The organism is Pragia fontium (assembly GCF_900638655.1).
Classification (GTDB): Bacteria; Pseudomonadota; Gammaproteobacteria; order Enterobacterales; family Enterobacteriaceae; genus Pragia; species Pragia fontium.
Window position 1 is genome coordinate 2,974,868 of record NZ_LR134531.1, and the last position, 26,093, is coordinate 3,000,960.

Genomic DNA, 26,093 nt, shown 5'->3' on the forward strand with positions numbered 1-26,093 from the left:
GCTCTCCACGAAAACAACCACGGCTGTGTGAACATTGTTGATTATTCAGCCGCTAACGTTAGGCGAGCAGTACGATTAGAATTTCTGTATTGACTCAAATCTACTTGTTTGCCTTTGTATATAATATCGATTCCAGCCGGCGCTCCCAGCTTCACACGATAAGGAGCCTGACCCGTCAGCGATAGTTTTCCACCTTTACGCTGCAAACCGCTGTACAAATTCTTACCGCGGCTATCAATCACTTCAACCCAACAATCGGCGGTGAAGGTCATATAAATATCATTACCATCCTGCACTTGAGGTGCCATGCCCCCTGTCGCTGCCTGAGACTCAGCAACCTGCGCCGCTACCGCCTGTTCTAATGTTGGCGTGACGCTTTGATTGGCTGTCTGGTTGGAATTAACCGTAGAAGGCGTAGCCGCCGTCGCGTCAGGCGCTGCGATAGTACTCGTTTGAGTTTGGCTAGCGCTGTTAGCGGTCGGTGTCGGCACCGGAGCTGGGGTGGTTTCCGGCTGCGTAGTAGGGATTAAAATTTGATTTACTGACCCATTGCTGGACGCAGTGATATCACTCTGCTGTGCCTTGTGACTCTCCCACCACCAGGCCCCGGTCAGTCCAAGCACCACAAAAATAATCAACCAGGTAAATAGCGTGAGCCAACGATCCAGCTTTTTACGCCCCTTACTCAGGGTAAAACCTTTAATGCGGTTTGACTCAACAATATTCTTTTCTACCTGGGCCTTAGGTAGCAATGCAATCAACTCATCTTCCGGGATGTGAACCAGCCTGGCATAAGAACGAATATACCCCCGGATAAACGTAGGGGCGAGATCGAGAGGATTTAACCCCGCTTCCAGCTCCCGAACCGTGGTCACTTTCAAACGTAGTTGCTCAGCCACAACTTGTTGGCTGAGGTTCAACGCATTTCTGGCTTCACTGAGTCGGAGACCGATTTCAGCTAGCGGAGTCTGTTCTTTTGGTGCATCAGTATTCATGAGCTAAGAATAATTGGTATTGTTTTGACTGTGAAAAATCTCGCGCCAGTTGCTTGCCATAACGTTGTACGTCATCCAAGCGGTTATCTGACGCCGCAAATTGAATCTGTATCCATATACTTTCAGCACTGGCGGGCAAAGCCTGCCGATAAACGCTTAACAAAGCTAACGATTCTGCTCGCTTTTTTAGCTGAAAGTATTGTTCTGATACTTTTAATAAACGTTCACCCTTCTTTGAATCCTGTTTTAATGCACGGCTCAGCTTTTTTTGGGCTTCATCTATCTGACCGGCCTGTAATAAACAATAGCCTGATTGTTCCAGACTCGCGACATTACCGGCCAAACCATCTACCCTTTCAGCACGTTCAAAATACTGCTGAGCTGCATCATACTGCCCTAAACCACAGAGAAACGCACCGTAATTATTCAGTACTTCGCCATTATCAGGAGCCAATTGTAGCGCCTGTTGATAACGTAACTCTGCCAGTTCAGTCTCACCTGCGCTCTGTAAATAGAGCGCCATTCCTAACTGGGGACGATAGTCCTGTGGAGCATACTGCATGGCTCGTTCAATATTTGTTCGAGCCGCAGGTAAATCACCCATTTCTAAATAAGCCATACCTAAAGTTAGTCGAATATGCGCCGCCTGCTGTTTATCTATTACATTTTTATCTAAATTTTTGGGACTACAGCCCCCTAATAATCCAATAAAAAGCAACATAGATAACAACATTTTCCGCATTGTAATCACTCTCCCTGTTATTACAGCCTTTAGTATGACCTCAATACTTCAATGATATATATATTTGTAAGATATCACATTTTAGACAGATTTTACCGAAATTGGTTCGCCGTTCATTCGCTTTTTTAATGTGCGCTTGGTGCGATCAATCACATCACCGGCTAATTGACCACAGGCTGCATCAATATCTTCACCGCGAGTTTTACGCACAATCACGGTAAAACCGTATTCCATCAATACCTTAGAGAATCGGTCAACTCGGCTATTGGAGCTGCGACCATAAGGTGCACCCGGGAACGGGTTCCACGGAATCAGGTTAATTTTCGACGGCGTATCTTTTAAACACTCGGCTAATTGATGCGCATGCTCTGTACCATCATTAATATGATCCAGCATCACGTACTCAACGGTCACCCTGCCCTGATTAGCATTGGATTTATCTAAGTACCGACGAACGGCAGCTAAAAAGGTCTCAATATTATATTTGCGATTGATCGGTACAATATCATCACGAATTTGATCGTTCGGCGCATGCAAAGAAATCGCCAATGCCACATCAATCATTTCACCCAGCTTATCAAGCGCCGGAACCACACCGGAGGTTGATAACGTCACCCGACGTTTAGATAAACCAAAGCCAAAGTCATCCAGCATAATGTCCATCGCTGGCACCACATTCGTCAAATTCAGCAGGGGTTCGCCCATGCCCATCATCACCACATTGGTAATCGGGCGCTGGCCAGCTACTCTGGCCGGACCAATGATTTTAGCCGCACGCCATACTTGACCAATAATTTCAGAAACCCGAAGGTTACGGTTAAATCCCTGTTGAGCCGTTGAACAGAATTTACACTCCAGAGCACACCCAACCTGAGATGACACACAAAGCGTTGCTCTATCTTCCTCTGGGATATATACCGTTTCAACCTGCTGATCGCCGACGGCAATGGCCCACTTAATCGTACCATCAGATGAGCGTTGTTCTGTTACCACTTCTGGGGCGCGAATTTCTGCGATTTGTTGCAGCTTGGCACGTAAGACTTTATTAATATCCGTCATCTGCTCAAAATCGTCATAACCAAACTGATAAATCCATTTCATTATTTGGTCGGCACGAAACGGCTTTTCACCAATGGAAGCAAAAAACTCGCGCATTGCCTGACGATTAAGATCCAGTAAATTAATTTTTTCTGATGGATTAGTCGCGCTGATGCGCTCTTCAGATGACGTAGAAATAGTTGCGGACATATTAACAAAGGCCTCGTTATTACACTTTATGGCGCTAGAAAATCTAGAGAAATTAAAGAATGTTAAAATTATACCCTGAAAAGATAAACCCAACAGGGCGTTGTGCCGACGTATTGTAATGCTTTTAGTTAAAAGTTTCTATGAACATCAGTAGATGTAAAAATCAAATCCACGGCCTGACGAAAACGGTTGCCCAACTTACAACGGTACAAACACTGATAACCAATGATTTTTACCCATATCATCACCGCTGCCGCATCACCGATACCCCATGAATCTTTACATTAAAAAAGGCCAGTAACCTACATTACTGACCTTTTATTCAGTGCAGAATTAACCAACCCGTGGGCAAATCTCATCATCACTGAAAAAATAAGCAATTTCACGTGCAGCTGAAGCGGCTGAGTCTGAACCGTGTACCGCATTAGCCGTCATGCTATCCGCATAGTCTGCGCGTAATGTACCCGCTAATGCGTTTGCTGGGTTAGTTGCTCCCATCAAATCACGATAGCGCTGTACCGCATTTTCACTTTCTAAAACTTGCACAACGACTGGCCCTGATGTCATAAAGTCTAACAGACCATCAAAGAAAGGCTTACCATCATGCTCCGCATAGAAACCAGCGGCTTGCTCTCTGCTCAGGTGTAACATTTTTGCTGCAACAATCGTGAATCCCGCATTTTCAAAGCGTGAATAAATAGAGCCAATCACATTTTTCGCTACTGCATTGGGTTTTAGGATTGAAAAAGTACGTTCAGTAGACATATTCACCTCTGAGTGATAAATCACCGTTTTATTGTAGTTAAATTTATTCGCTAAATAATTGTAGGAGTACATAATTCGCGGCTGATTATACGAGCTGATATTGCACTTGCCTATCTCGGAAGTAACATTTTTTTAAAATAAATCCAACCTAATACACACTTTTGAATAAAGCCCGCATTTACACTAAAAATTGTGCTAAAAAATAACCAGTTCGTACAAGATTGATCGCACTATAATATTACTGAAAACAGCGCGGCCCAATCATAAGATCGCGCCGCTAAACAGTGTTAACCGTAGATAATTAATCAAGAATAAAGCTAACGCTGCTGACCTGCCCACTCTCATCCAGTACGCTAATCTGATATCGACCAGATGACGTGAGGGTTTTCACCATAGGTTTATCTGCTTCCGTTTCCATCAGCGTTTCACCATTGATAAACCACCAACGCTTACCTCGCCCACCCTGAGTATCTAAACGCAGATCGAGAGATTGAGTTCCCGGCAGTTTTTTAAGAATTGCGCCTTCTTTCAACCCCAATATCAATAATGGCGGGCTGGTATCATAGCCAATTGGTGGACAGGTTTCGTCCCTTTCCGGCAGCCGACTAGCCCTACGTTCTGATAACGGTAGCCAAGTCTCCAGCGCGATCGGCCACAAAGCCAGCCGCTTACTTATCGCACCATGGCAATCCGATGCAACCCGTTTCCCCTGATCATTAACCCAAAGATTGAGCCAACCACCTATTCCGGTATCCTGCCCGATAGAAGGCAATGTTGGAGGAATGGTACCATCTAAAATCCATGCCTGACGACGCTGACGGCAGTTAGGATCGCCGGCGGGTAAACTCTGCCCCTGAGGCCAGCAAATTACCGCTCTACTGACCGTCGGTGGACGTGGATCTTTCGGCCAATTTTGTATGGTCTGACTATTACGATTAATCAATAAGTGATTAATCTGATGCAAAATAGGTACCGCGGTAGCATAGCCGAACTGCCCTGCAACCGGAGTCCCATCCGGACGCCCTACCCAAATACCAATCAAATAACCGCCATTCATACCAATGGTCCACGCATCACGGTAACCGTAGCTGGTACCGGTTTTCCATGCCAACGGAGTAATATCGGAAATTTGATTATCCGGCACCGGACGTGCTTCTCCGGCCAAAGTACGTCGAACAATCCATGCGGCTCCACGGGAAATCAGTTGCCGTTCGATAAGCGGATCTTCTGGCCGATAACGCAATGCCGCCACTTTACCCTGACGAACAAAAGCACTATAACCACTCACCAATTGATCCATCCGCATACCGGTTCCTCCCAAAATCAGCGATAAATTGGGATCGCTGTTGAGAGGAAAACGCAGCACGATACCTGCATTACGCATATTACCGGTAAATCGTTTAGGCCCGTAGGCCTCCAAAACTTGAACCGCCGGTAAATTCAGGGAACGAACCAAAGCATCCGAAGCACTAACCGGCCCACTAAATCCGGTATCAAAATTGCCCGGGCGATAGTCACCAAACTGACGTGGAACATCCTGCAACAGTGATTCTGCATGAATCAGGCCATCATCCAGCGCCATGCCATAGGCAAAAGGCTTCAGCGTTGAGCCCGGAGAACGCCAAGCGGTAATCATATCAACGTGACCAAAACGGCTTTTATCATTGAGATCGGCAGAGCCTATATAGGCTTTTACTGCCATGGTTGAGTGCTCAACCACTAGAATCCCCATTGATGTACTGGGTGGCAACTGACTTTTCCAGCCCATCACCATATCTTCCAGCCGCCGCTGCAACGCGGCATCAATCGTGGTATGAATCACATCAGATGAACTTTCAACCAATAAACGACGAGCCAACAACGGAGCTAACTGAGGAGCTTGCCGTTCTGCCAGCCATACCGTTTCCTGTTTAATATCACTAACCCGCTCATGACTCCAGACGCCAAACTCTTCCAGGCGATCCAGTACTTTATCTCTGGCCTCTTGCGCTCGATCAGGATAGCGATCCGGCCGTAAGCGACTTGGTGCCTGAGGCAAAACCGCTAACAAAGCCGCTTCAGCACGGGTTAATTCAGACGGCGGTTTATCCAGATAGGCCCAACTGGCCGCGCCAATCCCCTGAAGCGTTCCACCATAAGGCGCCCGATTAATATAAATCGTCAGAATCTGATCTTTACTGTAATGCCATTCCAATTGCAGGGTTCGAAAAACCTGGCGCATTTTACCGAGCAAGGTTTTGTTATGGGGTTCAATCAGACGGGCAACCTGCATCGACAAGGTACTTCCACCAGAAATTACCCGTTGATTGGTCAGGTTTTGCCATACGGCTCGGCCAATAGAGAGTGGATTAATACCGGGATGCGAGTAAAACCAGCGGTCTTCATAAGTTAGTAATGCTTCAAGATAGTACGGCGAAACCTGATCCAGAGAAACGGAGTAACGCCACACGCCATCAGCATCGGCAAAACGCCACAACGGTGTACCGTCTTCTGCCACCACCACTTTCGCCATTTGCACATCCGGATCAGGCAAAGGCCAAAGCTTATCCGCCAACCATAAGCCTACCGCTGACACAGCAACCAATGCCACAACGACAACGGCCAACCTGCGCCAAAAACGTAATGTGAACAATCGAGAAAATAAACTACGCAATTCTATTTACTCATTTATCAGAGTGAATCTGAACGATTAAAAAGGGCGATCATATAGTCGCCCTTTTGATTGATAACAATCTAGACATATTCAGGCTTCCCATCGGAAGGCTAGGCCCGACGCTCACCAAGACCAAATACATCATATCCTCTAAAAACCGTCATTCCGGCTTTCGCTGGAATGACGGGATAGATGGAATAAATACATTTAACTGAACGGATTAGGTATAAAGGGGCGATATCTATCGCCCCATCTCAACCTTACTTAACCTCTAGCTTCGCCGGCGTTGAACCAATCGCATGCCACTCTGGCTTATACATCGATTCAACCTGCGGTGCCGGTACGCTATAACTACCCGGCGTGACTGCCCGCACCAAATAAAGCAGAGTCGCCGAACTATTTCTATAGCCGTTCACTTTCACCGCTGCAACATAGCGGTCGTCGCGATATTCCTGATACTGAATCTCTGTGCTCTGCATTTTACTTTGCAGTGACATCAACTCACCGGCGCTATCGCCCAGACTGGCGCTGCTGCTACCAAGATTTTGGTTTTCCAACTCAAACCCTGCCGGTAACAAATCAACCACCAACGCATCATTGACTGGTTCATCAGCCCAAACGTTAAGATGAACCACCAGCAACTGACCACTCTCAACGTGACTCAGCGACGCAACAGAACCATCCAAATTCAGGTACTGACGCTCAATGTGCAATTTATTGCTCATTGGCGCAGGTTGTTTCAATGGATAACCCATCACATCAATACGTGGATATACCGTAACGCTACCGGTATTCGCCAACGTGATACCCTTAGCTAACTGGTTAGCATCATAGGTATAAGAAACCGATTTCGTTTCTTCCAGAGATTTACTGTCGGCACCGGACACCTTCACTTCCCACTCCGCTGACTGGCGATTTTGCAGATCGCGGCCGGCCAGATAAACCGAATTACGTTCCTGTGTTGACAGATAACGGGTGGAAGACAGTGCATCAGATAATGCCAGTAAAGCGCTATCCTGCTGTTGAGGTAATAGATGATATTCATGTAATAGCGACAAAATTAACGCGTTATCACGCAAGTTACTGCCGTAATCGCCCAACCAAACCTTACGATTCGCGCCACCCATGGCCACACCTTGCTGAATAGCCTGCTCAGCCTTTGGCATATCCCCCATCAGTTGTAGCGCAATACCGAGCTGCACCAACGGCAATCCGGACATCGCCTCGCTACGGCGGTCATACAGTTGACGCAATGCACCTAATGAAGCCTGCTGCTGGCTCGCCAACACCAATCCGGCATAAGCCTGTACCGCAAACTTAGCACCATTAGTCGCTGCACTATTGTTGGTATAACGCACGTCGATCTGATTGCGATCCTGTAGATAACGCAGCAAACGCTGATTGGCTTTCTTCAGTGCATCTTCCTGTACTGAATACCCCTGCTCACGAGCACGAATCAGGAAGTCAGTAACATAAGCCGTCAACCAATACTCTTCATAGCCTTCACGCTCCCACAGAGAGAAGCTGCCATTATCTTTCTGCATACCCAACAGACGTTCAATACCAATATTGATATTGTGGCGACGTACTTCATCGGTATCGCTCTTAATACCCAATGCGGACAGTTGAGCCTGATTACTGTACAGCGACGGGAATAAACCACTGGTGGTTTGTTCTAAACAACCATACGGATAAGCAAACAGTTCACGAATATGCTGAGCCACGTTCAATGGCGGCGTGGCCGTCAAGGACATTTGGCCTTCAATTGTTGGCGTGGCCAAACCTTGCATCGCATCAGGTGGTAACACCCAATTTTGCCCAGAACGCAGTGCCAAAGCATAACTATTGGTTTGCGCTGGTGTCGCTGGTCGAACACCCAATGTCCAATGACGCTCAAAAGCGGTTGTCGGTTCACCAGGCAATACCAGACCATTGATCCTAACGGTAATATCCCCCTGACCAAAGCCCTGCTGTGCCTCAATCGGAATACTTAACGTTTGACGCTGGCCTTTAGTCAGCTTCACGCTTTGTTTAGCACTAGCGGTTAGCTTAACCAGCCCTTTGGTCTCAATCGTCACATCCAACGTTTGAGCGCCATCGGTCAGATTACTTAAATCCAACGCCAAAATACTGCGGTCACCGCCGGCAATAAAGCGCGGCATCGACAGTTCAGCAATCAATGGCGCCGCAACGATAATTTTTCTCTCAGCGCTACCGAACTCCTCATCACTCCAGGCCTGTGCCATTAAACGCAGCTCACCATTGAAGTCAGGGATCGGCATCTGGATTTCACCTTCGCCTTTATCATTGAGCACCACCGGCATGGCCTGTTGTGCCACAATTTTAACCACGGTTACCGGCTTTTTGCCCCCGCGGGAAAGACCATCATCTTCACCATCACCACCGAAGCTGAGTTTTGCCGTTTTACCTTTACCTTCAATCAATTGACCGTAAATATCCATCTGGTCAACGCTATAGCGCTTACGTCCAAAGAAGGCTTCATAAGGATCTGGCGTCACAAAGTTAGTAATATTCAGTACGCCACTATCAACCGCAGACATCAGTACATTAATCGATTTCGGCAGTTCACCATCCTTCACTGAGGCTTTTACCTTAACCGTTAACGTCTGGTTAGGACGCATACGATCCGGCGCATCCAGCGTTAATGCTATTTTGCGGTTTTCATCAACCAGAGGCAGATGCAATAAACCTACCGCACGTTTTGGCGTCGCCTGTTGGGTTTTATCCCCCGGACGAACCACCAACGCACTCAGATAAAGATCGTGACGGTTCCATTCCTCATTAATTGGCACCTCGAAATTAGCGCCACCAACCGGCACTTCAATTTCTTTCCACCACAGAGGGCCATCACTCGACTCCAGCATCAGGTAGCCTTTACCTGCGGTTGGCGCTTCAACGTGAAGTTTAACTTTATCACCCGGTTTATAAGCCGGTTTATCCAACTTCAGTTTGACCTGATCCGGACGCAGCGCACCGGTACCGTCGGTATTATCTTGCCAGCTATAGCCAGCCCAAAAACGCAGGCTACTGATCATCCCGCTGTGTGGATCTTCTACCTCAAGCCGATAAGAGCCCCACTCAACCAGATAATTGACTTTCGCTACCTGCTCCGCATTGATGTTGATCGTTTCTTGATTGATCACCAGATCTTTCTGATCGTAGCGAGAACTCCAACCGTCGCTGGATGACCATTCCCAATAGTAATCACGGCGTTCACGAATTAAACGCACGTTTAAATCCTTGGCCGCCAGCTTATGGCCTTGCACATCAGCATAGACAATATCAAATCCCGCTAAACTGTCGGCATCGACGGTAAACTGCGGCTTATAGCTATTGGTTTTATAATCGTAGGTTTCTTTTCTACTAAATAGCGGACGGATACCCGGCATAGTATCAGCAGGCCAGATAGCCTGTTCTGCACGACGGGTCACCGGACGACCGCCGGACTCCATCAGGCTAGCCTGGATAATCACCTTCATCGGTGATTTGCTCTCTTTCCAGACGCTTGGCACCGTAATACTGGTTAAGCCTTCTTCATCTAACTTAAGATCAAATTCATCCAGTGAACGACTCAGGTTAGTCTCCAGAATTGAGCCAAACTCGTAACCCGGCAGTTTAGCTACGGCGTCACGAGCCGGACGCAGGAACATTTGCCCTTGTAGGCGGTTACCGGCAGCCGGTGCACCGTAAAGATAACGTCCGGTAGCATCAAATGTGATTTCCTGAGTTGGTGCAACTGGCACCTCCTCAACGGACTTCAGCTCCAGCGCCATACGCTCAGGCAAGAAGTCTTCCACTTTGAATTTATAGAAGCGAGGTTGTTTATCACCCAAATTAAAACGCAATGACCATTCACCGGTTGGCGCATTATTTGAGATATCGTACTGGAACTGATAGAAACCATTTTTCTTTGGTTGCCAAACAAAGCTGCGCGTTACCTGATTATCCGGCTTCAGCACATCCACTTTAATAGGCTGATCTGGCAATGCGGCCCCATCGGAATCACGCAGCAGACCGTTAACAATCAGGGTTTCCCCGGGACGGTAAAGATCCCGTGGACCAAAAGCAAAAAACTGGGTGGCATAACCTTCTGGCCCGGCGATATCAAACTCGGACAGGTCGAGGGCAGCTTTACTCAAATCAATCAGGCTAGTTTGACCATCTTTAGTGGCCAACATGATTTTAGCTTTGTCATCTTTAATCAGCTGAGCATGACCGTCAGACGATGTTTTAGCCTGCGTTAATGAGTTACCTTTTTCGTCAAACAGCTCAACTTTTACACCTGAGATGCCTTCACCGCCTTCCAGGGCTTGGGTAAATACATCCAGACGATCGTGATAACGGTGTAAAGAAATACCAATATCACTCAAAGTGAACAGCGTAACTGGATTACTATATTGATAAGTACCGGCTTCCTGCATCATCGCGACGTATACGCCCGGCTGTTGCAGCTCTTTGATACTGTTTAGTGGCAGCAACACCTGCTCACGAGTATTACGCTGTGGATTCAGGTCAAAACGACCGGTATAAGCTAAATCGGTTTTCTTCAAAAACTGCTGAGACTCCCAGTACCCTTTGGCACCGGTACCTTCCCATTCAGCTAAAAAAGAAGAGAGGAATTCAGGTTTAATGCGGAAGAAATTAACGTCAACTTTATTAACGTTAAGGGCGATCACCGGCAATCCGGTAATCACCTTACTCGGTAATAACGAACCGCGGCTGGCAAAACCAATAGAAGGTTCAATATTACGCGTTGTCAGCTTTTGGCTTAACTCTTTATCCAGCTTGGTTCCATTTACACCAAGTAGATTTTTATCAACGTTAAGAATCAGTTTACGCGCAGGCTCCAGATGACGCAGGCGCAGTTCCATCATATTGTCAGAAAGCTCCCATGCCCCATCAACCTTACCGCTACTTTCATCGATTAAATTCAGTAGCGATGAGAAATTTTGGTTGGCCGCAACCGGAATAGAAAACGTCACCACCATCGCGCTGGCGCCGTCCAGTTGCACTTCCGATGCATCCAGAATAGTGAATGCCTTACCAGCATAACGGGCGGCTAATTGTTCATTAGTTTGAGGTGCCTGACCGTTCGAAGCCGGTGCCGCATAAAGTGGTAAAGATGCAAATCCAAGACATGAGGCTAAAAGTAAACCCTTTAACCCCCAAAAATCAGAACTTCCCTGACGCATAAGCGATTCTCTCTGAAATGATTGGAATAAATATTAAGCTATTTTAGCCGCTATACGATTTAAAAACATCCGCTAAATACTACACTAAGCCGTTAATAAGAACATTATCAAGGCTTAAAAAACACCCTTTCATCGTAAAAAAAACCTTAGAGTCCGTTTAATTCATATCTGCACGCCCAAAACAGGCCATTTGATAGCCATAAGCCATATCATAAGCGCCATACGAATATCTCGACCTTTAGACTAAGGCAGAAATAACAACCATTTTTCAAACCAGCTTAAGTAAATAAAAATAATCTATTACTAAAAATAAATAAACCAACAAGCCTATTTACCAAGGGAATGACTTATTTTAATAAATTTTACTTTCACCCTTTATCACGCCATGTTAAAAAACAAATAAAATCAATAGCTTTTATAAAAACAGTTACTCAAAGATGTCATTGAAGAAAAATTCATTCACGGAAAAATAAGGAAATAAATACATGGTAGATTATATTATTAATGAAGGTCAGTTTACTTTACCCAATAATATTATAGATAGAACAATCAATAACTTTATATTTCAAGACACCAATAATAATCAATTAAATTTTACTGTGTCACGAGATACGATGCAGATAAACGAAGAACTGAATAGTTTCCTCGATAAACAGATAAAGCTACTGCAAAATGCAATAGCACAATACCAAGTATTAGAGCAGAAAGACGTCACAATAGGCGCTGATATCAAAGCAATAGCCCTTTACAGCACCTGGAAAGATAGTCAGCGCAACCAAAATATTTACCAACGACAAGCGGTATTTGCTGTCAATAATCAACAGCAGCTACTGGTTTTCGGATTAACCTCTCTTCAGCCATTTGATGAAGCTACCGATAAATTATGGCAACAGTGGTTAACAAGCTACCAACCAGCAAGATAAAATAGTACAGAGAAATGAGTGGGTTAAAAAATGGTCTTTTTCAGGGAGAGTCAGGTAAAGTTGCCAGAAATATCCCAGCCGATATTGCAATCTTCGTTTACCACTTCCAGCCCATATGATAAGCAATAATAAAAAATAAAGCGGATAACCCGATCATAGGGTAATCCGCTTAGTTTTAAATATATAACATCGAATTACCGGGAATGATTCAACAATAGATTAGCTACCGCCCGTACTCCTAACCCCGTTGCTCCAGCCGACCATTGCTCAACCGCACCTTTGCGATAGGTTGCTGAACAGTCAATGTGTAACCACCCTTTCTGGTAGTTGTTAACAAAGTGAGACAAGAAAGCTGCCGCAGTGCTGGCACCCGCGGTATATGCCGCACCCGCCATATTATTGAGTTCAGCGAAATTAGAAGGCAATTGACTGCGGTGAAACTCTGCCAACGGTAAACGCCAGAATGGCTCATTTTCATTACCTGCACAGGCCAGCATTTCATCAGCTAATTGATCGTCAAAGCTAAACAATGCGTGGTAGTCATTGCCCAGCGCCATTTTCGCCGCCCCAGTCAACGTTGCGCAGTCGATGAGCATTTGTGGGTTTTGCGCTTCAGCATCAATCAAGCCATCCGCTAACACCAACCGCCCTTCTGCATCGGTATTCATCACTTCTACGGTTTTACCGTTGCGATAACGAATAATATCGCCTAGCTTAAAGGCATTACCGCTCACCAGATTATCGGCACAGCATAAGAACAGTTTTACCCGCTGTTTTAAACCACGGCTAATCGCTAATGCCAGCGCACCGGCGATGGTTGCCGCGCCGCCCATATCGGACTTCATAGAGTCCATAAATGCACTTTGCTTCATACTGTAACCACCGGAGTCAAAGGTAATGCCTTTGCCGACCAGACTGGCGAATACTGGCGCATCAGGATTGCCGGTTGGGTTATAGTCCAGCGTCAACAATGCCGGTTCACGCTCCGAGCCACGACCAACGGTATAAAGCCCCATATAGCCCTGCTCACGCAGTGTTTCACCTTTTATGATGCGATAGCTAACCGTGTCGCACGATAAGCTACAGAATAGATCCACCGTACGCTTAACCAATTGCTCTGGCCCCAGCTCTTCCGCTGGCATGTTAATGGTGTCACGAACCCAGTCGATAATCTGTAAGCGGCGTTCTAACTCCTGTTGGTCAGCCTGTTCCAGTGCGGCCCACTCAACCTTCCGCTCACCTTTAGGTCCGCGAAACCCTTGCCAGAAACTCCAACTGCGTTCTAAATCCCAACCTTCACCAGCCAACTTAACATTTTTAATCCCCTGACCATCGATCTTGCGGCCAGCGCGCTGAATAGCACCCAGTTTGCCGTTACCGGTCAGGTGAATCGTCATGCCATCATTGGCAGTACTCAACAAGGCTTTCTCACCCCAAACCGCATCGGCAGGTTCATGAGACAGATATACAGGCATAAATTGATTAGTCATGATTATTGCTCCCGCTATTTTTATATTTATACCCCAACTCACTCAATTTTCAGGTATAAAACAATAAAGCAGGGCCGCCCAACGGCGGCCCTGATAAATAACATTATTCGGCTTCATCCAGCCAGACTAACAGAATGGCTTCCAGAATTTTCTCATTAGAGCCATTCGGATCGTCATCAAACTCTTCCAGTTCGCAAACCCAACGATGTAAGTCGGTAAAACGCACGGTTTTAGGATCCAGATCGGGAAATTGATCGTACAACGCTTCACCAATTTCACGGCTGTCTTTCCAGGTTAAACTCATACAATGCCCCTGTTATTTGAATTAATGCTCGCGCGCATGGTTAACCGTATAGCGAGGTAGTTCAACCACCAGATCTTCATCGGTCACTTTAGCCTGACAGCTTAAACGACTTTCCGGCTCCAGCCCCCAGGCTTTATCCAGCATGTCATCTTCTAATTCACTGCTTTCTTCGAGGGAATCAAAACCTTCGCGCACAACGCAATGGCAGGTGGTGCAAGCACAGGACATTTCACAGGCGTGCTCCACTTCAATACCGTTACGTAATGCGACATCCAGTATGGTTTCACCTTCTTTTGCTTCAACAACCGCACCATCCGGACACAAATCCTGGTGGGGCAGGAAAACTATCTTAGGCATGCTTAAACCTCATCTACAGAATGACCCGCCAAAGCGCTGCGTATAGAGGAATCCATACGGCGGGCGGCAAAATCTTGCGTGGCAAAATCGACATTTTTAATCGCAGCTTCAATGGCCGAAGCATCGTTGCCTTGCGCGGACGTTTCCAGTTGACTGACGACACGATTAATCTCTGCCAGTTCAGCTCCACTTAATAAATCGCTGTCGCTGCTTAACGCAGCCTTCAGGCTCTCCAATACGCGTGCGGCTTCAACCTTCTGCTCAGCCAACATACGGGCGCTGATATCCTGTTGCGCATTCGCCATGGAGTCTTTAATCATGGTGGCAATTTCATCATCACTCAGGCCATAAGACGGTTTCACCTGTATGGATGCCTGTACGTTGGTGGATTTCTCCATCGCCGTGACGCTGAGTAAGCCATCTGCATCCACCTGATAGGTAATGCGAATATGTGCGCCACCGGCTGGCATCGGCGGCAGACCGCGTAAAGTAAAACGAGCCAAAGAGCGGCAATCATCCACCAGCTCACGCTCGCCCTGCAATACGTGCACCATCATGGCGGTCTGACCATCTTTAAAAGTGGTAAATTCTTGTGCTCTGGCTACCGGTATGGTGGTGTTTCGCGGAATAATTTTTTCCACCAACCCGCCCATAGTTTCAATCCCCAGCGAAAGCGGAATAACGTCAAGCAGCAGAAGATCTGAATCGGGCTTATTGCCCACCAGCACATCGGCTTGAATAGCGGCACCAATGGCCACAACGCGGTCAGGATCAATACTGGTTAACGGCGTACGGCCAAAAAACTCACCGACCATAGTACGCACTAGCGGGACACGAGTCGATCCCCCAACCATGACCACTTCCAGCACTTCATCAGCCGTAACACCGGCATCTTTCAGGGCGCGACGACAGGCAAGCAGCGTCTTTTTCACCAGAGAAGCAATCAAACTGTCGAACTGTTCACGGGTGACCGTTCCCTGCCAGCCATCAACGCTCACCTGCGTGCTATCGCTCATGCTGAGGGCAATTTTCGCGGCAATCGCGGCATCAAGCAGCTTGCGCTGTAATTGATGGTCGTGATGAGCACCGAATCCGGCCTGCTCACGTAACCAGTCGGCCAACAGATGGTCGAAATCATCACCACCAAGCGCTGAATCACCGCCGGTAGCCAGAACTTCAAACACACCGCGGCTCAAACGTAAAATAGAAATATCAAAGGTACCGCCGCCCAGATCATAAACGGCAATAATACCTTCCTGACCTGAATCCAAACCGTAGGCAATCGCGGCGGCTGTCGGTTCGTTCAGCAGACGTAATACATGCAAACCGGCAAGGCGAGCGGCGTCTTTTGTTCCCTGACGCTGGGCATCATCAAAATAGGCGGGAACGGTAATCACCACCCCTTCCAAGTCACCACTCAGGGTCTCCTGAGCTCGCTTAGCCAGAGCAGAAAGAATTTCGGCTGAAACCTGAACCGGATTCACCACGCCAACGCGGGTCGTGATGGTCGGTAAACCATTCTCGCTAGGGCTGAGCTGATAAGGCAAATTAGGGTAACGCTGAATGATGTCGTCTAAAGAGCGCCCCATCATCCGTTTGACCGAACTCAAGGTATTTGCAGGATCAACGGCGGCCTGTGCTCGCGCATTCCAACCCACATCGATACCATCTGTCTGATAGTGAACCACGGAAGGAAGTAAATGGCGCCCCTGTTCATCAGGTAACGTTTCGGCCTGTCCACTGCGAACTGTTGCGACCAAAGAGTTAGTGGTTCCCAGATCGATACCCGCAGCCAGCCGACGCTGATGCGGTGCCGCAGTCATCCCCGGTTCACTAATTTGTAATAAAGCCATGTTCAGTTTCCGTCAAGCGTCGAGCAGCTTTTCTTCCAGCTGTTCGATCTGCTGTTGAAGCTTATCCAGAAAGCGCAGTTTACGGACTGTATCAGCCGCTGTCTGCCAGTTCTGGCTATCTAATTGTTGAATTAACTGCTCACTGCGCTGCCGGGTCATTTTTTCTACTCGTTGGCTAAAGGCAGACAGTACAGATTCCGCGTCAGGCTTGCGCTCGATAGCGTCCAACTCCTCACGCAGTTCCAGCTGTTCCATCAAAAAAGCAGTATCGCGCATGGTTTGTTGTTCATTACGCACATCGATGTCATGCAACGACAGCAGGTATTCTGCACGACGCAGAGGATCTTTCAATGTTTGATATGCGTCGTTAATCGTTGCTGCCTGCTGTACTGATTTAAGGCGCTCGCTTTCCGCGGCGGTGGCATAACGATCCGGATGGTACTGACGCTGTAATTCCTGATAACGGGAGGAGAGTGTTGAGGTATCCACATTAAAGTGGACTGGCAGGTTAAATAGTGTGAAATAGTCCATGACGTGCTCTGGTGATAATCGTTAGGCGAAAGCTCCCTTACCAACATCATAAGCAAGGGAGCGTTTATGCAAAGTCAAAGTTTCGAATGCTGTATCTAAATGATAAAAATCAGGCTACGAAAGCGACTAGACGTTAAAACTTTCGCCACAACCACATTCACTGGAAACATTCGGGTTATTAAACTTAAACCCTTCGTTCAGACCTTCTTTAACAAAATCCAGTTCGGTGCCGTCTAAATAAACCAGACTTTTGGCATCAACGATAACCTTTACGCCTTTGTCTTCGAACACGGTATCTTCATCGTGCAGGTCGTCGACAAACTCAAGAACGTACGCCATTCCAGAGCATCCTGACGTTCTTACTCCCAGACGCAGGCCTAAACCTTTACCCCTGTTGGTTAAAAAAGTCTGAACACGCTTCGCAGCACTATCGCTCATGGTAATCGCCATAACCAAACCTCAATCGTTTTATTTCTTATTTGCCGCTATGTTTACTTTTGTAATCCGCAATAGCAGCTTTAATCGCATCTTCGGCCAGAATAGAGCAGTGAATTTTAACCGGCGGTAGCGCCAGTTCTTCTGCAATTTCAGTATTTTTAATCGCTTCTGCCTGATCTAAAGACTTACCTTTAACCCACTCGGTCACCAGTGAACTGGATGCAATAGCCGAGCCGCAACCGTAAGTTTTAAAACGGGCGTCTTCAATAATACCTTGATCGTTGACTTTTATCTGCAACTTCATCACATCGCCACACGCTGGTGCACCCACCATACCGCTGCCAATGCTTGGGTCTTCATTATCAAACGACCCGACATTACGAGGATTCTCATAATGTTCAATAACTTTTTCGCTGTAAGCCATGATATTACTCCTGCTTGTCACTGCGCCATCAAATATGGCGCAATATCAAATCAATTAATGATGAGACCACTCAATGGTGCTGATATCCACACCCTGCTTATACATATCCCACAGAGGAGATAATTCACGCAGTCGACCAATCGATTTACGAACCAAATCGATGGTGTAGTCAATTTCCTCTTCGGTAGTAAAACGACCCAGAGAGAAACGAATCGAGCTATGCGCCAATTCATCACTCATGCCCAGAGCACGTAATACATAAGAAGGTTCAAGACTTGCAGAAGTACAGGCTGAACCTGAAGAAACAGCCAAGTCTTTCAGTGCCATCATTAAAGATTCACCTTCAACATAGTTAAAACTAATGTTGAGAATGCTGGCAACGCCCTGCTCCAGACAGCCATTCAGATGAACTTCTTCGATATCTTTTAGACCATTCCACAGGCGATCCCGTAATGCCCGAATACGAGTCATTTCAGAATTCATCTCTTCTTTGGCAATACGATAGGCTTCACCCATACCGGCGATTTGGTGCACTGGCAAAGTGCCTGAACGCATACCGCGCTCATGACCACCACCGTGCATTTGAGCTTCAATTCTGATACGAGGTTTACGGCGAACGTACAGTCCACCGATACCTTTCGGTCCATAAATTTTATGGCCGGAGAAAGACATTAAATCCACTTTAAGCTGCGACAAATCAATCGGCAGTTTACCAACGCTTTGAGTGGCATCGACGTGGAAAATAATACCGCGGCTACGGCACATTTCACCAATGGTAGCAATATCCTGTACCACGCCAATTTCGTTATTCACATGCATGATAGAAACCACACAGGTATCATCACGCATGGCGGCTTCAAGCTCGCCTAAATCAATAATGCCGTTAGATTGCGGTGACAGATAAGTGACTTCGTAGCCTTCGCGCTCTAACTGACGACAGGTATCCAGCACCGCTTTATGCTCGGTCTTGCTGGTAATAATGTGCTTGCCTTTCTTTTGGTAAAAGTTAGCGGCACCTTTAATCGCCAAGTTATCCGCTTCTGTTGCGCCAGAAGTAAAGACGATCTCACGTGGATCGGCACCGACTAATTCAGCAATCTGGTTACGGGCAATATCAACCGCTTCTTCCGCCTGCCACCCAAAACGGTGCGAACGAGAGGCCGGGTTACCGAAAATGCCATCGGAGGTTAAATACTGCATCATTTTCTCAGCCACACGCGGATCGACCGGTGTTGTTGCTGAATAGTCCAGATAGATAGGTAATTTCATGCTTTGCTCCGTACACCACTTCTAAAAAATGCAATCATCACTGCGGATTACGCGCGCAGATTGATCTTTTTTGCCTCATCGAACATGCGATGAGTATTGGTAACCGTACCTTGAGTCTCGTTATTTTGACGGTCGGCTACTTCGAGTATGTCTTGATTTTTCACCAGCTCAGCCAGCGTGATTTCATTGAGAAAACTGCTGATTCTTTCGCTAAGATCGTGCCATAAAGTGTGAGTCAAACAACGGGTTCCGCCTTGGCATCCACCACTCCCCATACAACGGGTCGCATCGACTGATTCATCGACAGCACTGATCACTGAACCCACCGCAATATCACCGGCATCCTTACCCAACAGATATCCGCCGCCGGGGCCACGAACGCTGCTGACTAAACCATTCTTGCGCAAACGGGAAAATAGTTGCTCAAGATAAGACAAAGAAATCCCCTGACGTTCTGAAATATCAGCTAAGGGAACCGGTCCTTCTTGTGAATGCAAAGCCACGTCCAACATGGCGGTTACCGCATAACGACCTTTAGATGTCAGTCTCATTGTTAATGCCTATCTATTTACTGAAGATGCAGATAGTTTGGCATTCCCAACTATTTCAGTCAACTATTTAGTTGAGTAATTTAGTCAAGTATTATTCCGCTCGCTAAAACGACGGAAAAACGACGATTAGCCTAATACCATCAACGCTGAGGCGCGACTATTGTCGCGCGAATTGTAACAATTGAAAAGGCGTTAATAGAGGATTATTTATCCCTATTTCTTATATCGGGATTTTCTATAGCGCTTAAAATGCCCCGCAGAATATTTAATTCCTGACTTTCCGGGCGAGCGCGGTTAATTAAGCGGCGTAGCTTATTCATAACCTGCCCTGGATGAGCTGCGCGGATAAAGCCAATATTGAGCAATACCGTTTGCAGATGCTGATAAAAACGCTCCAGATCTTCCGCTAACGGATAAGCCTGCTCCGGCTCAGCAAGCTCCGGCACAGGTTGACTTTCTACCTGTCGGTCGAGCCACGCCACGCGGATTTCATAAGCCAGAATTTGTACCGCCATTGCCAGATTTAATGAACTGTAATCCGGATTAGCAGGAATCGCGACGTGATAGTGACACTTTTGCAGTTCATCATTGGTCAGGCCAACTCGCTCACGGCCAAATACTAATGCAACCGGCGCCTGCTGTGCTTCTTGCGTCATCTTCACGCCACACTCACGCGGCTCCAGCATCGGCCACTGTAAAGTACGGGAACGAGCGCTGGTACCAATCACCAGACGGCATCCAACCAAAGCCTCATCGAGGGTATCAACAATAGAGGCATGACCAATAATGTCGCTGGCACCTGCTGCCAATGCGATCGCCTGCGAGTCTGGTTTCACCAACGGATTGACCAAATACAAATTGGTCAGCCCCATGGTTTTCATGGCTCTGGCCGTCGATCCCATATTGCCGGTATGGGATGTTTCAACCAACACAATACGGACGTTATCTAACCCAACTTTCTCGGATATAAGCTCTGACATAGGAACAAAATTCTGTGTGCTAAAAATTGTAGGTCAGAATGGTAACACAGCCAAAGAGAGAGTGTCGCAAAGGTTTATTATTTCTTCGTAGCTATCATAAGCGATTATCTGGTATACTGCGTCCCGCTTTATATTTCTCTCGTTCTTTAACATTTAGTGGAAGATACTCATGCATCCTATGCTGAACATCGCCGTACGCGCTGCGCGTAAGGCTGGCAATCTGATCGCCAAGTTTTATGAAACACCTGACGCCGTTGAAGCAAGCCAAAAAGGCGATAACGATTTTGTGACTAACGTCGATCGTGAAGCTGAACATTTAATTATTGATGTGATCCGCAAGGCATATCCTCAACACACCATCATCAGCGAAGAACGCGGTGAAATCGTCGGGGAAGACCAAGATGTACAATGGGTTATCGATCCACTAGATGGCACCACCAACTTCCTAAAACGTTTTCCTCACTTCAGTGTCTCTATTGCTGTACGCATCAAAGGCCGTACTGAAGTTGCTGTGGTTTACGATCCAATGCGCAATGAACTGTTTACCGCGACCCGTGGTCAAGGTGCGCAGTTAAATGGCTATCGCTTGCGCGGCACCAATGCCAAAGATCTGTCAGGCACCATTCTGGCTACAGGTTTCCCATTCAAGCTTAAGCAACACTCGACGACCTATATCAATCTGGTCGGTAAACTGTTTACCCAGTGCGCTGATTTCCGTCGTACCGGTTCTGCCGCATTGGATTTAGCCTATGTTGCAGCTGGCCGCGTTGATGGCTTCTTTGAGATTGGCCTGAAGCCGTGGGATTTTGCTGCCGGTGAACTACTGGTGCGTGAATCAGGTGGTATCGTTACCGATTTCGTCGGTGGTCATAACTCATACGTTTCCGGCAACATTGTTGCAGGTAACCCACGAGTAGTGAAAGCGCTGCTGTCAACGATTCGTGATGACTTAAGTGATGCGTTAAAACGTTAATCTTAATACTATCGGGTAATATAATTGATATATTACCCGATAGAAATCAAGCTGCTGGCAATATCCTTCCCCGTTAGACACGTTTTTTAGCCGCTCTCCGTGCGTAATTTTTCCTCTGAAATATCAACCAGACAAATTATTTTGCCCCACCTTTACCAACCATCCGCCGCCCTTTGGGAAAACTCTGAGCCACATCAGTAAAGATCCCATCAACGCCCCAGTTAAATAGCTGGTTGGCCCGATCTTTGGCATTCACCGTCCAAACGTTAACTTTATAGCCGTGCGCTTTAAACATCTGCACCTGTTCACGGGTTAAGCCCTGATTCTGCGGGTGGATAAATTCAGCACCTACCCACTGCATAATCACATGCCAGTCATCGTTTAAGGTATGGGTTTCAAACAGACAGGCTACCCGTGCTTGTGGCCGAATCTTTTTAAACTCCGCTAATAACATCGGGTTAAAGCTGGAAATAATATATTCAACCTGACTATCTAACCCTTCCAGAGCCTTATCCAAACCAGATAGAAGGTCGCGGGCTGCATCGGCGTTTGAATCGCAGGACTTAATCTCAATATTGGCGTTCAAACGATATTGATTCATCAGATCAATCAGTTGGTCCAACGTAGGAATTCGCTCACCAATAAATTCATCGCTGAACCAACTACCGGCATCGATGGAATCCAACGCTTGTCGCTTAAGTTCAAACAATGAACCCGAGCGATCGGTACAACGATCCAAGGTTGAATCATGAGAAACCACGATGGTGCCGTCATGCAGGATATCAATATCACACTCAAACCAGTGAACCTGATGATCGACGCATAATTTAAAGGCCGATAGCGTATTTTCCGGTGCTAAGGATGACATGCCCCGATGGGCATAAAGAGTTTTCATCGAGTATTCCTAAGGTTACAGCAGATTACCCCGCCATAAAGCGTAATCCGCCAGAAGCGGCCGGTGTCGCAGCATAGTAGAGAATCAGACCAAATAGAATCAACAACACGCCCCCCATTAACGAGAGGGAAGATAATCCTACTCGACTCCAAATAGGATAATTAGCCGCTGAAAGCAGCTTTTCTGCCAGTCGTCTGGCAGAAAGCACAAACAGAGCCAACAGCGATATTGTAGTCGCAGTTCCCAATGCCATCACCATCGCAGCAACCATACCCCAGCTATAGATATCGATGACTTTAGAAAACAATAATACCAGTATTGCTCCAGAACAGGGACGTATACCGATAGAAACAATAATCGCCAGATTGGTTTTCCAACTACCGGAAGCGGAAAGTTCACTGTCCGTCGGTAAATGCCGATGACCACAGCCACAGCTGTCGCTATGAACATGATCGGCTGGCAACGGCGTTAACGACTTAATCTGTATTGTGGGCTTTTTCCGACTGGTTTTGACTATCGTCAGCAGTTTTCTAACCGCTCGATAACATAAGATGATGCCGACCAGCACAATCAGCAGATAGCTTCCCTTCTCCATCCAAAAGCTACTCTGGTGTATTGAACGAGTCGAAAGCTGAAACACGGATAACACTGAACTGACCAACAAAATAGCCACCAGCCCTTGTACCAACGATGCCGCCAGCGTCAGCATCAGGCTAGCTCTCACCTTCAGAGGATGCGTTGCCAAATAAGCCGCAATAATCACTTTTCCGTGTCCCGGACCGGCAGAATGCAACACGCCATAAATAAAGCTGAATAACATCAACATACCGCCACTTTCCAACGGATGTTGTTTGACCTGCTGTAATAAATTAACCAGTTGCTGATGCAACTCTTTTTGCCAAACGGAGCTTTGCAACAGGAAGTCAGGCCATTTGACATAAACCACTGCGGCAATCAGTAGTAAAACCACAACGCTGAGATAGAAAGGCCAAAAATAGCGCCACCCGCGTTTTTCCGACTGCATAAATGACCCCATTACTGGCATGTTAACGTTATAGTTTGCGCAAACTTGCTGCCTAACATCATATCCTCACCCGGTGAGTTGTTCTTATCTAACGAACGCGCATAGTCCAGCAGAGATGAGCTGGGTTTAGGGGTATTTAACTTGATGCTGCATATTTCAGCCACATTGGTTGGCAAATGAATTGATTTCTCGGAAGGGTAACGCATATCGACATAGTAACTTTGTTCATAGGTTGAAATGACAACCGCATTTTTTGCCAGCGGAATGGGCTTAGCCATCGGTAATACAAAGGTAAGCACCGCTTTATTACCGTGCCGATGCAGAGAATAATTGTTAGTCTTTTCAGCAAATTCAACCAACCTACCGTTGGCGCGAACTTCAGTGAAATAGAGCTGATTACGCGTGTTCTCTATCAGTTCGTCCGCCATACTTTGCCAAACGTTGGGATTGTCCTTTGCCATCGAAGCATCCAGCAGCAATTCAGCCGAGGTTAGCTCATCCATTTCCCAGATCATTTTAATGCCTGTCAGCGACTTATTTTCAATCACCAGACTGGCATCCAGATCGATAAAACTATGCGGATGTGCCCCGGCCAATGGACTTATCAGGCACATAACAATCAATATTGTTCGGCAGGTTAACGTCATGATAATTCGGTTACTAGAAATTATTTTTTAACTAATGGAAAGTTAGCTTCGTTCCAGGAACGGTATCCGCCATCCATGGAAAGTACAGCGGTATAACCCATTTTCTGAATGCTTTCCGCCGCCAACGCTGAGCGATAGCCACCACCACAGTATAATACCATCGGCGTTTTTTTATCCGGGACATGGGTTTCAATATCTCTTTCCAGAACACCCCGACCTATGTGCTTCGCCTCTGGCAGGTGATCTTTGGCAAACTCACTCTCTTCACGCACATCAATGACTAATGGAATGGAACCATTATCCATCATCTCTTTAACCTGTTGGATACTGACTTCATGAACATTCTTGCGGGCTGCTTCACACAGTTGTTCGAAGCCTGGATTATGTTTCTTCACACTATCCTCCTATTTGGATGTATCTGAATGGTGAATCGCCTCAACATAATTAAACGAGGGGAAATTCGCAACCTAAAGCATATAGGCCATACCATAATATGCAATAAACCACCGTACCAGACGGTGGTTTATTGTTAACAACAACTGAAAAACTACGCGTAAACCGGATAGCGCTTACAAATATCCAGTACTTTCGCTTTCACACCGGCGATCGTCGCTTCATCGTTGATGTTATCCAGCACATCACAAATCCAGCCTGCCAGTTCGCGAACTTCGGCTTCTTTAAAGCCACGGCGGGTGACGGCTGGAGTACCAATACGTACGCCGGAAGTAACAAACGGGCTTCTCGGGTCGTTTGGTACGCTGTTTTTGTTCACGGTAATGTTCGCACGGCCCAGTGCAGCATCCGCATCTTTACCGGTAATATCTTTATCAACCAGATCCAATAGCATCAGGTGGTTGTCAGTGCCGCCGGAAACAATCTTATATCCGCGAGATTTAAAGACTTCTACCATGGCTTTAGCATTCTTAGCAACCTGCTGCTGGTAGGATTTAAACTCAGGCTCCATCGCCTCTTTTAACGCTACGGCTTTTGCTGCAATCACGTGCATTAACGGACCGCCCTGACCACCAGGGAATACCGCTGAGTTCAGCTTCTTATACAGCTCTTCATCACCACCGCTTGCCAAAATCAAACCACCGCGAGGGCCAGCCAGAGTTTTATGAGTGGTTGTCGTCACGACGTGAGCATGAGGAACCGGGTTAGGATAAACGCCAGCAGCGATTAAACCAGCAACGTGGGCCATATCAACAAAGAAATACGCACCGATACGATCGGCAATCTCACGCATTTTAGCCCAGTCAACGATGCCAGAATAGGCGGAGAAACCACCGATAATCATTTTTGGTTTATGGGTTTCAGCCTGACGGGCTAAGTCTTCATAATCAATTTGGCCGCTTTCATCAATACCGTAAGGCACGATGTTGTATAACTTACCGGAGAAGTTTACTGGAGAGCCATGAGTCAAGTGACCACCGTGAGCCAGATTCATTCCCAGTACAGTATCGCCCGGATTTAATAACGCCATATAAACGGCAGAGTTGGCCTGAGAACCTGAATGAGGTTGTACGTTGGCATAATCGGCGCCAAACAACGCTTTAGCACGGTCAATGGCTAGCTGCTCAACAATATCGACATACTCACAGCCGCCATAATAACGCTTACCCGGATACCCTTCTGCATACTTATTAGTTAATTGGGTACCTTGAGCCTGCATTACACGTGGACTGGTATAGTTCTCTGATGCAATCAACTCAATATGCTCTTCCTGACGAACATCTTCTTTTTGTATGGCCTGCCACAGTTCGGCGTCATAATCGGCAATGTTCATGTCTCGCTTTAACATCTGCATCTCCTGAAATA

23 protein-coding genes are annotated in these 26,093 nt (G+C 46.8%); 2 read left to right on the forward strand and 21 right to left on the reverse strand.

Annotated elements, in window-relative coordinates:
- Positions 1-41: 41 nt before the first annotated feature.
- From rodZ to EL341_RS12955, 6 genes are all read right to left on the reverse strand, one after another.
- Positions 42-995: a cytoskeleton protein RodZ gene (gene rodZ, locus EL341_RS12930; protein WP_126467941.1), complete on the reverse strand. Its 954-nt coding sequence runs from the start codon at positions 993-995 to the stop codon at positions 42-44.
- The gene (pilW, locus tag EL341_RS12935) at positions 985-1,737 is read right to left on the reverse strand and encodes a type IV pilus biogenesis/stability protein PilW (protein ID WP_114986948.1); all 753 of its coding nucleotides are present in this window, start codon (positions 1,735-1,737) and stop codon (positions 985-987) included. Before pilW ends, rodZ begins: the two co-directional genes overlap by 11 nt.
- Before the next feature lie 81 nt (positions 1,738-1,818).
- Positions 1,819-2,985, reverse strand: a complete 1,167-nt coding sequence (locus tag EL341_RS12940; protein ID WP_047781709.1) for a bifunctional tRNA (adenosine(37)-C2)-methyltransferase TrmG/ribosomal RNA large subunit methyltransferase RlmN — start codon at positions 2,983-2,985, stop codon at positions 1,819-1,821.
- Between the two features lie 333 nt (positions 2,986-3,318).
- A complete protein-coding gene (ndk, locus tag EL341_RS12945; protein WP_047782737.1) occupies positions 3,319-3,750 on the reverse strand; it encodes a nucleoside-diphosphate kinase in 432 nt (143 codons plus the stop codon).
- A gap of 301 nt (positions 3,751-4,051) precedes the next feature.
- Positions 4,052-6,403, reverse strand: a complete 2,352-nt coding sequence (pbpC, locus tag EL341_RS12950) for a peptidoglycan glycosyltransferase PbpC (RefSeq protein ID WP_408634861.1) — start codon at positions 6,401-6,403, stop codon at positions 4,052-4,054.
- A gap of 260 nt (positions 6,404-6,663) precedes the next feature.
- The gene (locus EL341_RS12955; protein WP_074823421.1) at positions 6,664-11,616 is read right to left on the reverse strand and encodes an alpha-2-macroglobulin family protein; all 4,953 of its coding nucleotides are present in this window, start codon (positions 11,614-11,616) and stop codon (positions 6,664-6,666) included.
- A gap of 485 nt (positions 11,617-12,101) precedes the next feature.
- On the opposite strand from EL341_RS12955, the gene EL341_RS12960 reads away from it, so the two are divergent.
- A complete protein-coding gene (locus EL341_RS12960) occupies positions 12,102-12,539 on the forward strand; it encodes a DcrB-related protein (protein ID WP_074823426.1) in 438 nt (145 codons plus the stop codon).
- A gap of 194 nt (positions 12,540-12,733) precedes the next feature.
- On the opposite strand, the gene pepB is transcribed toward EL341_RS12960, so the two are convergent.
- The 10 genes from pepB to trmJ form a co-directional block, all read right to left on the reverse strand.
- Positions 12,734-14,029, reverse strand: a complete 1,296-nt coding sequence (gene pepB, locus EL341_RS12965) for an aminopeptidase PepB (protein ID WP_164720464.1) — start codon at positions 14,027-14,029, stop codon at positions 12,734-12,736.
- Between the two features lie 103 nt (positions 14,030-14,132).
- Positions 14,133-14,333: a Fe-S cluster assembly protein IscX gene (gene iscX, locus EL341_RS12970; protein WP_074823432.1), complete on the reverse strand. Its 201-nt coding sequence runs from the start codon at positions 14,331-14,333 to the stop codon at positions 14,133-14,135.
- A gap of 21 nt (positions 14,334-14,354) precedes the next feature.
- Positions 14,355-14,690: an ISC system 2Fe-2S type ferredoxin gene (gene fdx / locus EL341_RS12975; RefSeq protein WP_047781715.1), complete on the reverse strand. Its 336-nt coding sequence runs from the start codon at positions 14,688-14,690 to the stop codon at positions 14,355-14,357.
- Positions 14,691-14,692: 2 nt separating this feature from the next.
- Positions 14,693-16,543 (reverse strand): Fe-S protein assembly chaperone HscA, encoded by a 1,851-nt coding sequence (hscA, locus tag EL341_RS12980; protein ID WP_126467943.1) that lies wholly within the window; start codon positions 16,541-16,543, stop codon positions 14,693-14,695.
- A gap of 12 nt (positions 16,544-16,555) precedes the next feature.
- On the reverse strand, positions 16,556-17,074 hold the full coding sequence (gene hscB, locus EL341_RS12985; protein ID WP_074823437.1) for a co-chaperone HscB: 519 nt from the start codon (positions 17,072-17,074) through the stop codon (positions 16,556-16,558).
- A 126-nt stretch (positions 17,075-17,200) separates the two neighbouring features.
- The gene (iscA, locus tag EL341_RS12990; protein WP_047781718.1) at positions 17,201-17,524 is read right to left on the reverse strand and encodes an iron-sulfur cluster assembly protein IscA; all 324 of its coding nucleotides are present in this window, start codon (positions 17,522-17,524) and stop codon (positions 17,201-17,203) included.
- Between the two features lie 25 nt (positions 17,525-17,549).
- Entirely contained in the window at positions 17,550-17,936 is a 387-nt protein-coding gene (gene iscU, locus EL341_RS12995; RefSeq protein ID WP_047781719.1) for a Fe-S cluster assembly scaffold IscU, read from the reverse strand.
- 54 nt (positions 17,937-17,990) lie between these two features.
- Complete coding sequence (locus EL341_RS13000; RefSeq protein ID WP_114986952.1) at positions 17,991-19,205, reverse strand: IscS subfamily cysteine desulfurase; 1,215 nt, start codon at positions 19,203-19,205, stop codon at positions 17,991-17,993.
- Positions 19,206-19,252: 47 nt separating this feature from the next.
- The gene (iscR, locus tag EL341_RS13005; RefSeq protein WP_047781721.1) at positions 19,253-19,756 is read right to left on the reverse strand and encodes a Fe-S cluster assembly transcriptional regulator IscR; all 504 of its coding nucleotides are present in this window, start codon (positions 19,754-19,756) and stop codon (positions 19,253-19,255) included.
- A gap of 203 nt (positions 19,757-19,959) precedes the next feature.
- Entirely contained in the window at positions 19,960-20,736 is a 777-nt protein-coding gene (gene trmJ, locus EL341_RS13010; RefSeq protein WP_074823440.1) for a tRNA (cytosine(32)/uridine(32)-2'-O)-methyltransferase TrmJ, read from the reverse strand.
- 169 nt (positions 20,737-20,905) lie between these two features.
- On the opposite strand from trmJ, the gene suhB reads away from it, so the two are divergent.
- Entirely contained in the window at positions 20,906-21,709 is an 804-nt protein-coding gene (suhB, locus tag EL341_RS13015; protein WP_047781723.1) for an inositol-1-monophosphatase, read from the forward strand.
- Positions 21,710-21,845: 136 nt separating this feature from the next.
- On the opposite strand, the gene EL341_RS13020 is transcribed toward suhB, so the two are convergent.
- The 5 genes from EL341_RS13020 to glyA form a co-directional block, all read right to left on the reverse strand.
- Positions 21,846-22,604, reverse strand: coding sequence for a glycerophosphodiester phosphodiesterase family protein (locus tag EL341_RS13020; protein ID WP_074823445.1), 759 nt, complete (start codon positions 22,602-22,604; stop codon positions 21,846-21,848).
- Between the two features lie 25 nt (positions 22,605-22,629).
- Positions 22,630-23,628, reverse strand: coding sequence for a nickel/cobalt transporter (locus EL341_RS13025; RefSeq protein ID WP_232036561.1), 999 nt, complete (start codon positions 23,626-23,628; stop codon positions 22,630-22,632).
- Positions 23,629-23,639: 11 nt separating this feature from the next.
- Entirely contained in the window at positions 23,640-24,275 is a 636-nt protein-coding gene (locus EL341_RS13030) for a DUF1007 family protein (RefSeq protein WP_047781726.1), read from the reverse strand.
- 20 nt (positions 24,276-24,295) lie between these two features.
- Positions 24,296-24,670, reverse strand: a complete 375-nt coding sequence (locus tag EL341_RS13035; protein WP_047781727.1) for a rhodanese-like domain-containing protein — start codon at positions 24,668-24,670, stop codon at positions 24,296-24,298.
- 152 nt (positions 24,671-24,822) lie between these two features.
- The gene (gene glyA, locus EL341_RS13040; RefSeq protein ID WP_074823456.1) at positions 24,823-26,076 is read right to left on the reverse strand and encodes a serine hydroxymethyltransferase; all 1,254 of its coding nucleotides are present in this window, start codon (positions 26,074-26,076) and stop codon (positions 24,823-24,825) included.
- Positions 26,077-26,093 lie beyond the last annotated feature (17 nt).

Coding starts and splice junctions, on each gene's coding strand:
- rodZ (WP_126467941.1), bottom strand. CDS start 995: ATGAATACTGATGCACCAAAAGAACAGACTCCGCTAGCTGAAATCGGT.
- pilW (WP_114986948.1), bottom strand. CDS start 1,737: ATGCGGAAAATGTTGTTATCTATGTTGCTTTTTATTGGATTATTAGGG.
- EL341_RS12940 (WP_047781709.1), bottom strand. CDS start 2,985: ATGTCCGCAACTATTTCTACGTCATCTGAAGAGCGCATCAGCGCGACT.
- ndk (WP_047782737.1), bottom strand. CDS start 3,750: ATGTCTACTGAACGTACTTTTTCAATCCTAAAACCCAATGCAGTAGCG.
- EL341_RS12955 (WP_074823421.1), bottom strand. CDS start 11,616: ATGCGTCAGGGAAGTTCTGATTTTTGGGGGTTAAAGGGTTTACTTTTA.
- EL341_RS12960 (WP_074823426.1), top strand. CDS start 12,102: ATGGTAGATTATATTATTAATGAAGGTCAGTTTACTTTACCCAATAAT.
- pepB (WP_164720464.1), bottom strand. CDS start 14,029: ATGACTAATCAATTTATGCCTGTATATCTGTCTCATGAACCTGCCGAT.
- iscX (WP_074823432.1), bottom strand. CDS start 14,333: ATGAGTTTAACCTGGAAAGACAGCCGTGAAATTGGTGAAGCGTTGTAC.
- fdx (WP_047781715.1), bottom strand. CDS start 14,690: ATGCCTAAGATAGTTTTCCTGCCCCACCAGGATTTGTGTCCGGATGGT.
- hscA (WP_126467943.1), bottom strand. CDS start 16,543: ATGGCTTTATTACAAATTAGTGAACCGGGGATGACTGCGGCACCGCAT.
- hscB (WP_074823437.1), bottom strand. CDS start 17,074: ATGGACTATTTCACACTATTTAACCTGCCAGTCCACTTTAATGTGGAT.
- iscA (WP_047781718.1), bottom strand. CDS start 17,524: ATGGCGATTACCATGAGCGATAGTGCTGCGAAGCGTGTTCAGACTTTT.
- iscU (WP_047781719.1), bottom strand. CDS start 17,936: ATGGCTTACAGCGAAAAAGTTATTGAACATTATGAGAATCCTCGTAAT.
- EL341_RS13000 (WP_114986952.1), bottom strand. CDS start 19,205: ATGAAATTACCTATCTATCTGGACTATTCAGCAACAACACCGGTCGAT.
- iscR (WP_047781721.1), bottom strand. CDS start 19,756: ATGAGACTGACATCTAAAGGTCGTTATGCGGTAACCGCCATGTTGGAC.
- trmJ (WP_074823440.1), bottom strand. CDS start 20,736: ATGTCAGAGCTTATATCCGAGAAAGTTGGGTTAGATAACGTCCGTATT.
- suhB (WP_047781723.1), top strand. CDS start 20,906: ATGCATCCTATGCTGAACATCGCCGTACGCGCTGCGCGTAAGGCTGGC.
- EL341_RS13020 (WP_074823445.1), bottom strand. CDS start 22,604: ATGAAAACTCTTTATGCCCATCGGGGCATGTCATCCTTAGCACCGGAA.
- EL341_RS13025 (WP_232036561.1), bottom strand. CDS start 23,628: ATGCAGTCGGAAAAACGCGGGTGGCGCTATTTTTGGCCTTTCTATCTC.
- EL341_RS13030 (WP_047781726.1), bottom strand. CDS start 24,275: ATGACGTTAACCTGCCGAACAATATTGATTGTTATGTGCCTGATAAGT.
- glyA (WP_074823456.1), bottom strand. CDS start 26,076: ATGTTAAAGCGAGACATGAACATTGCCGATTATGACGCCGAACTGTGG.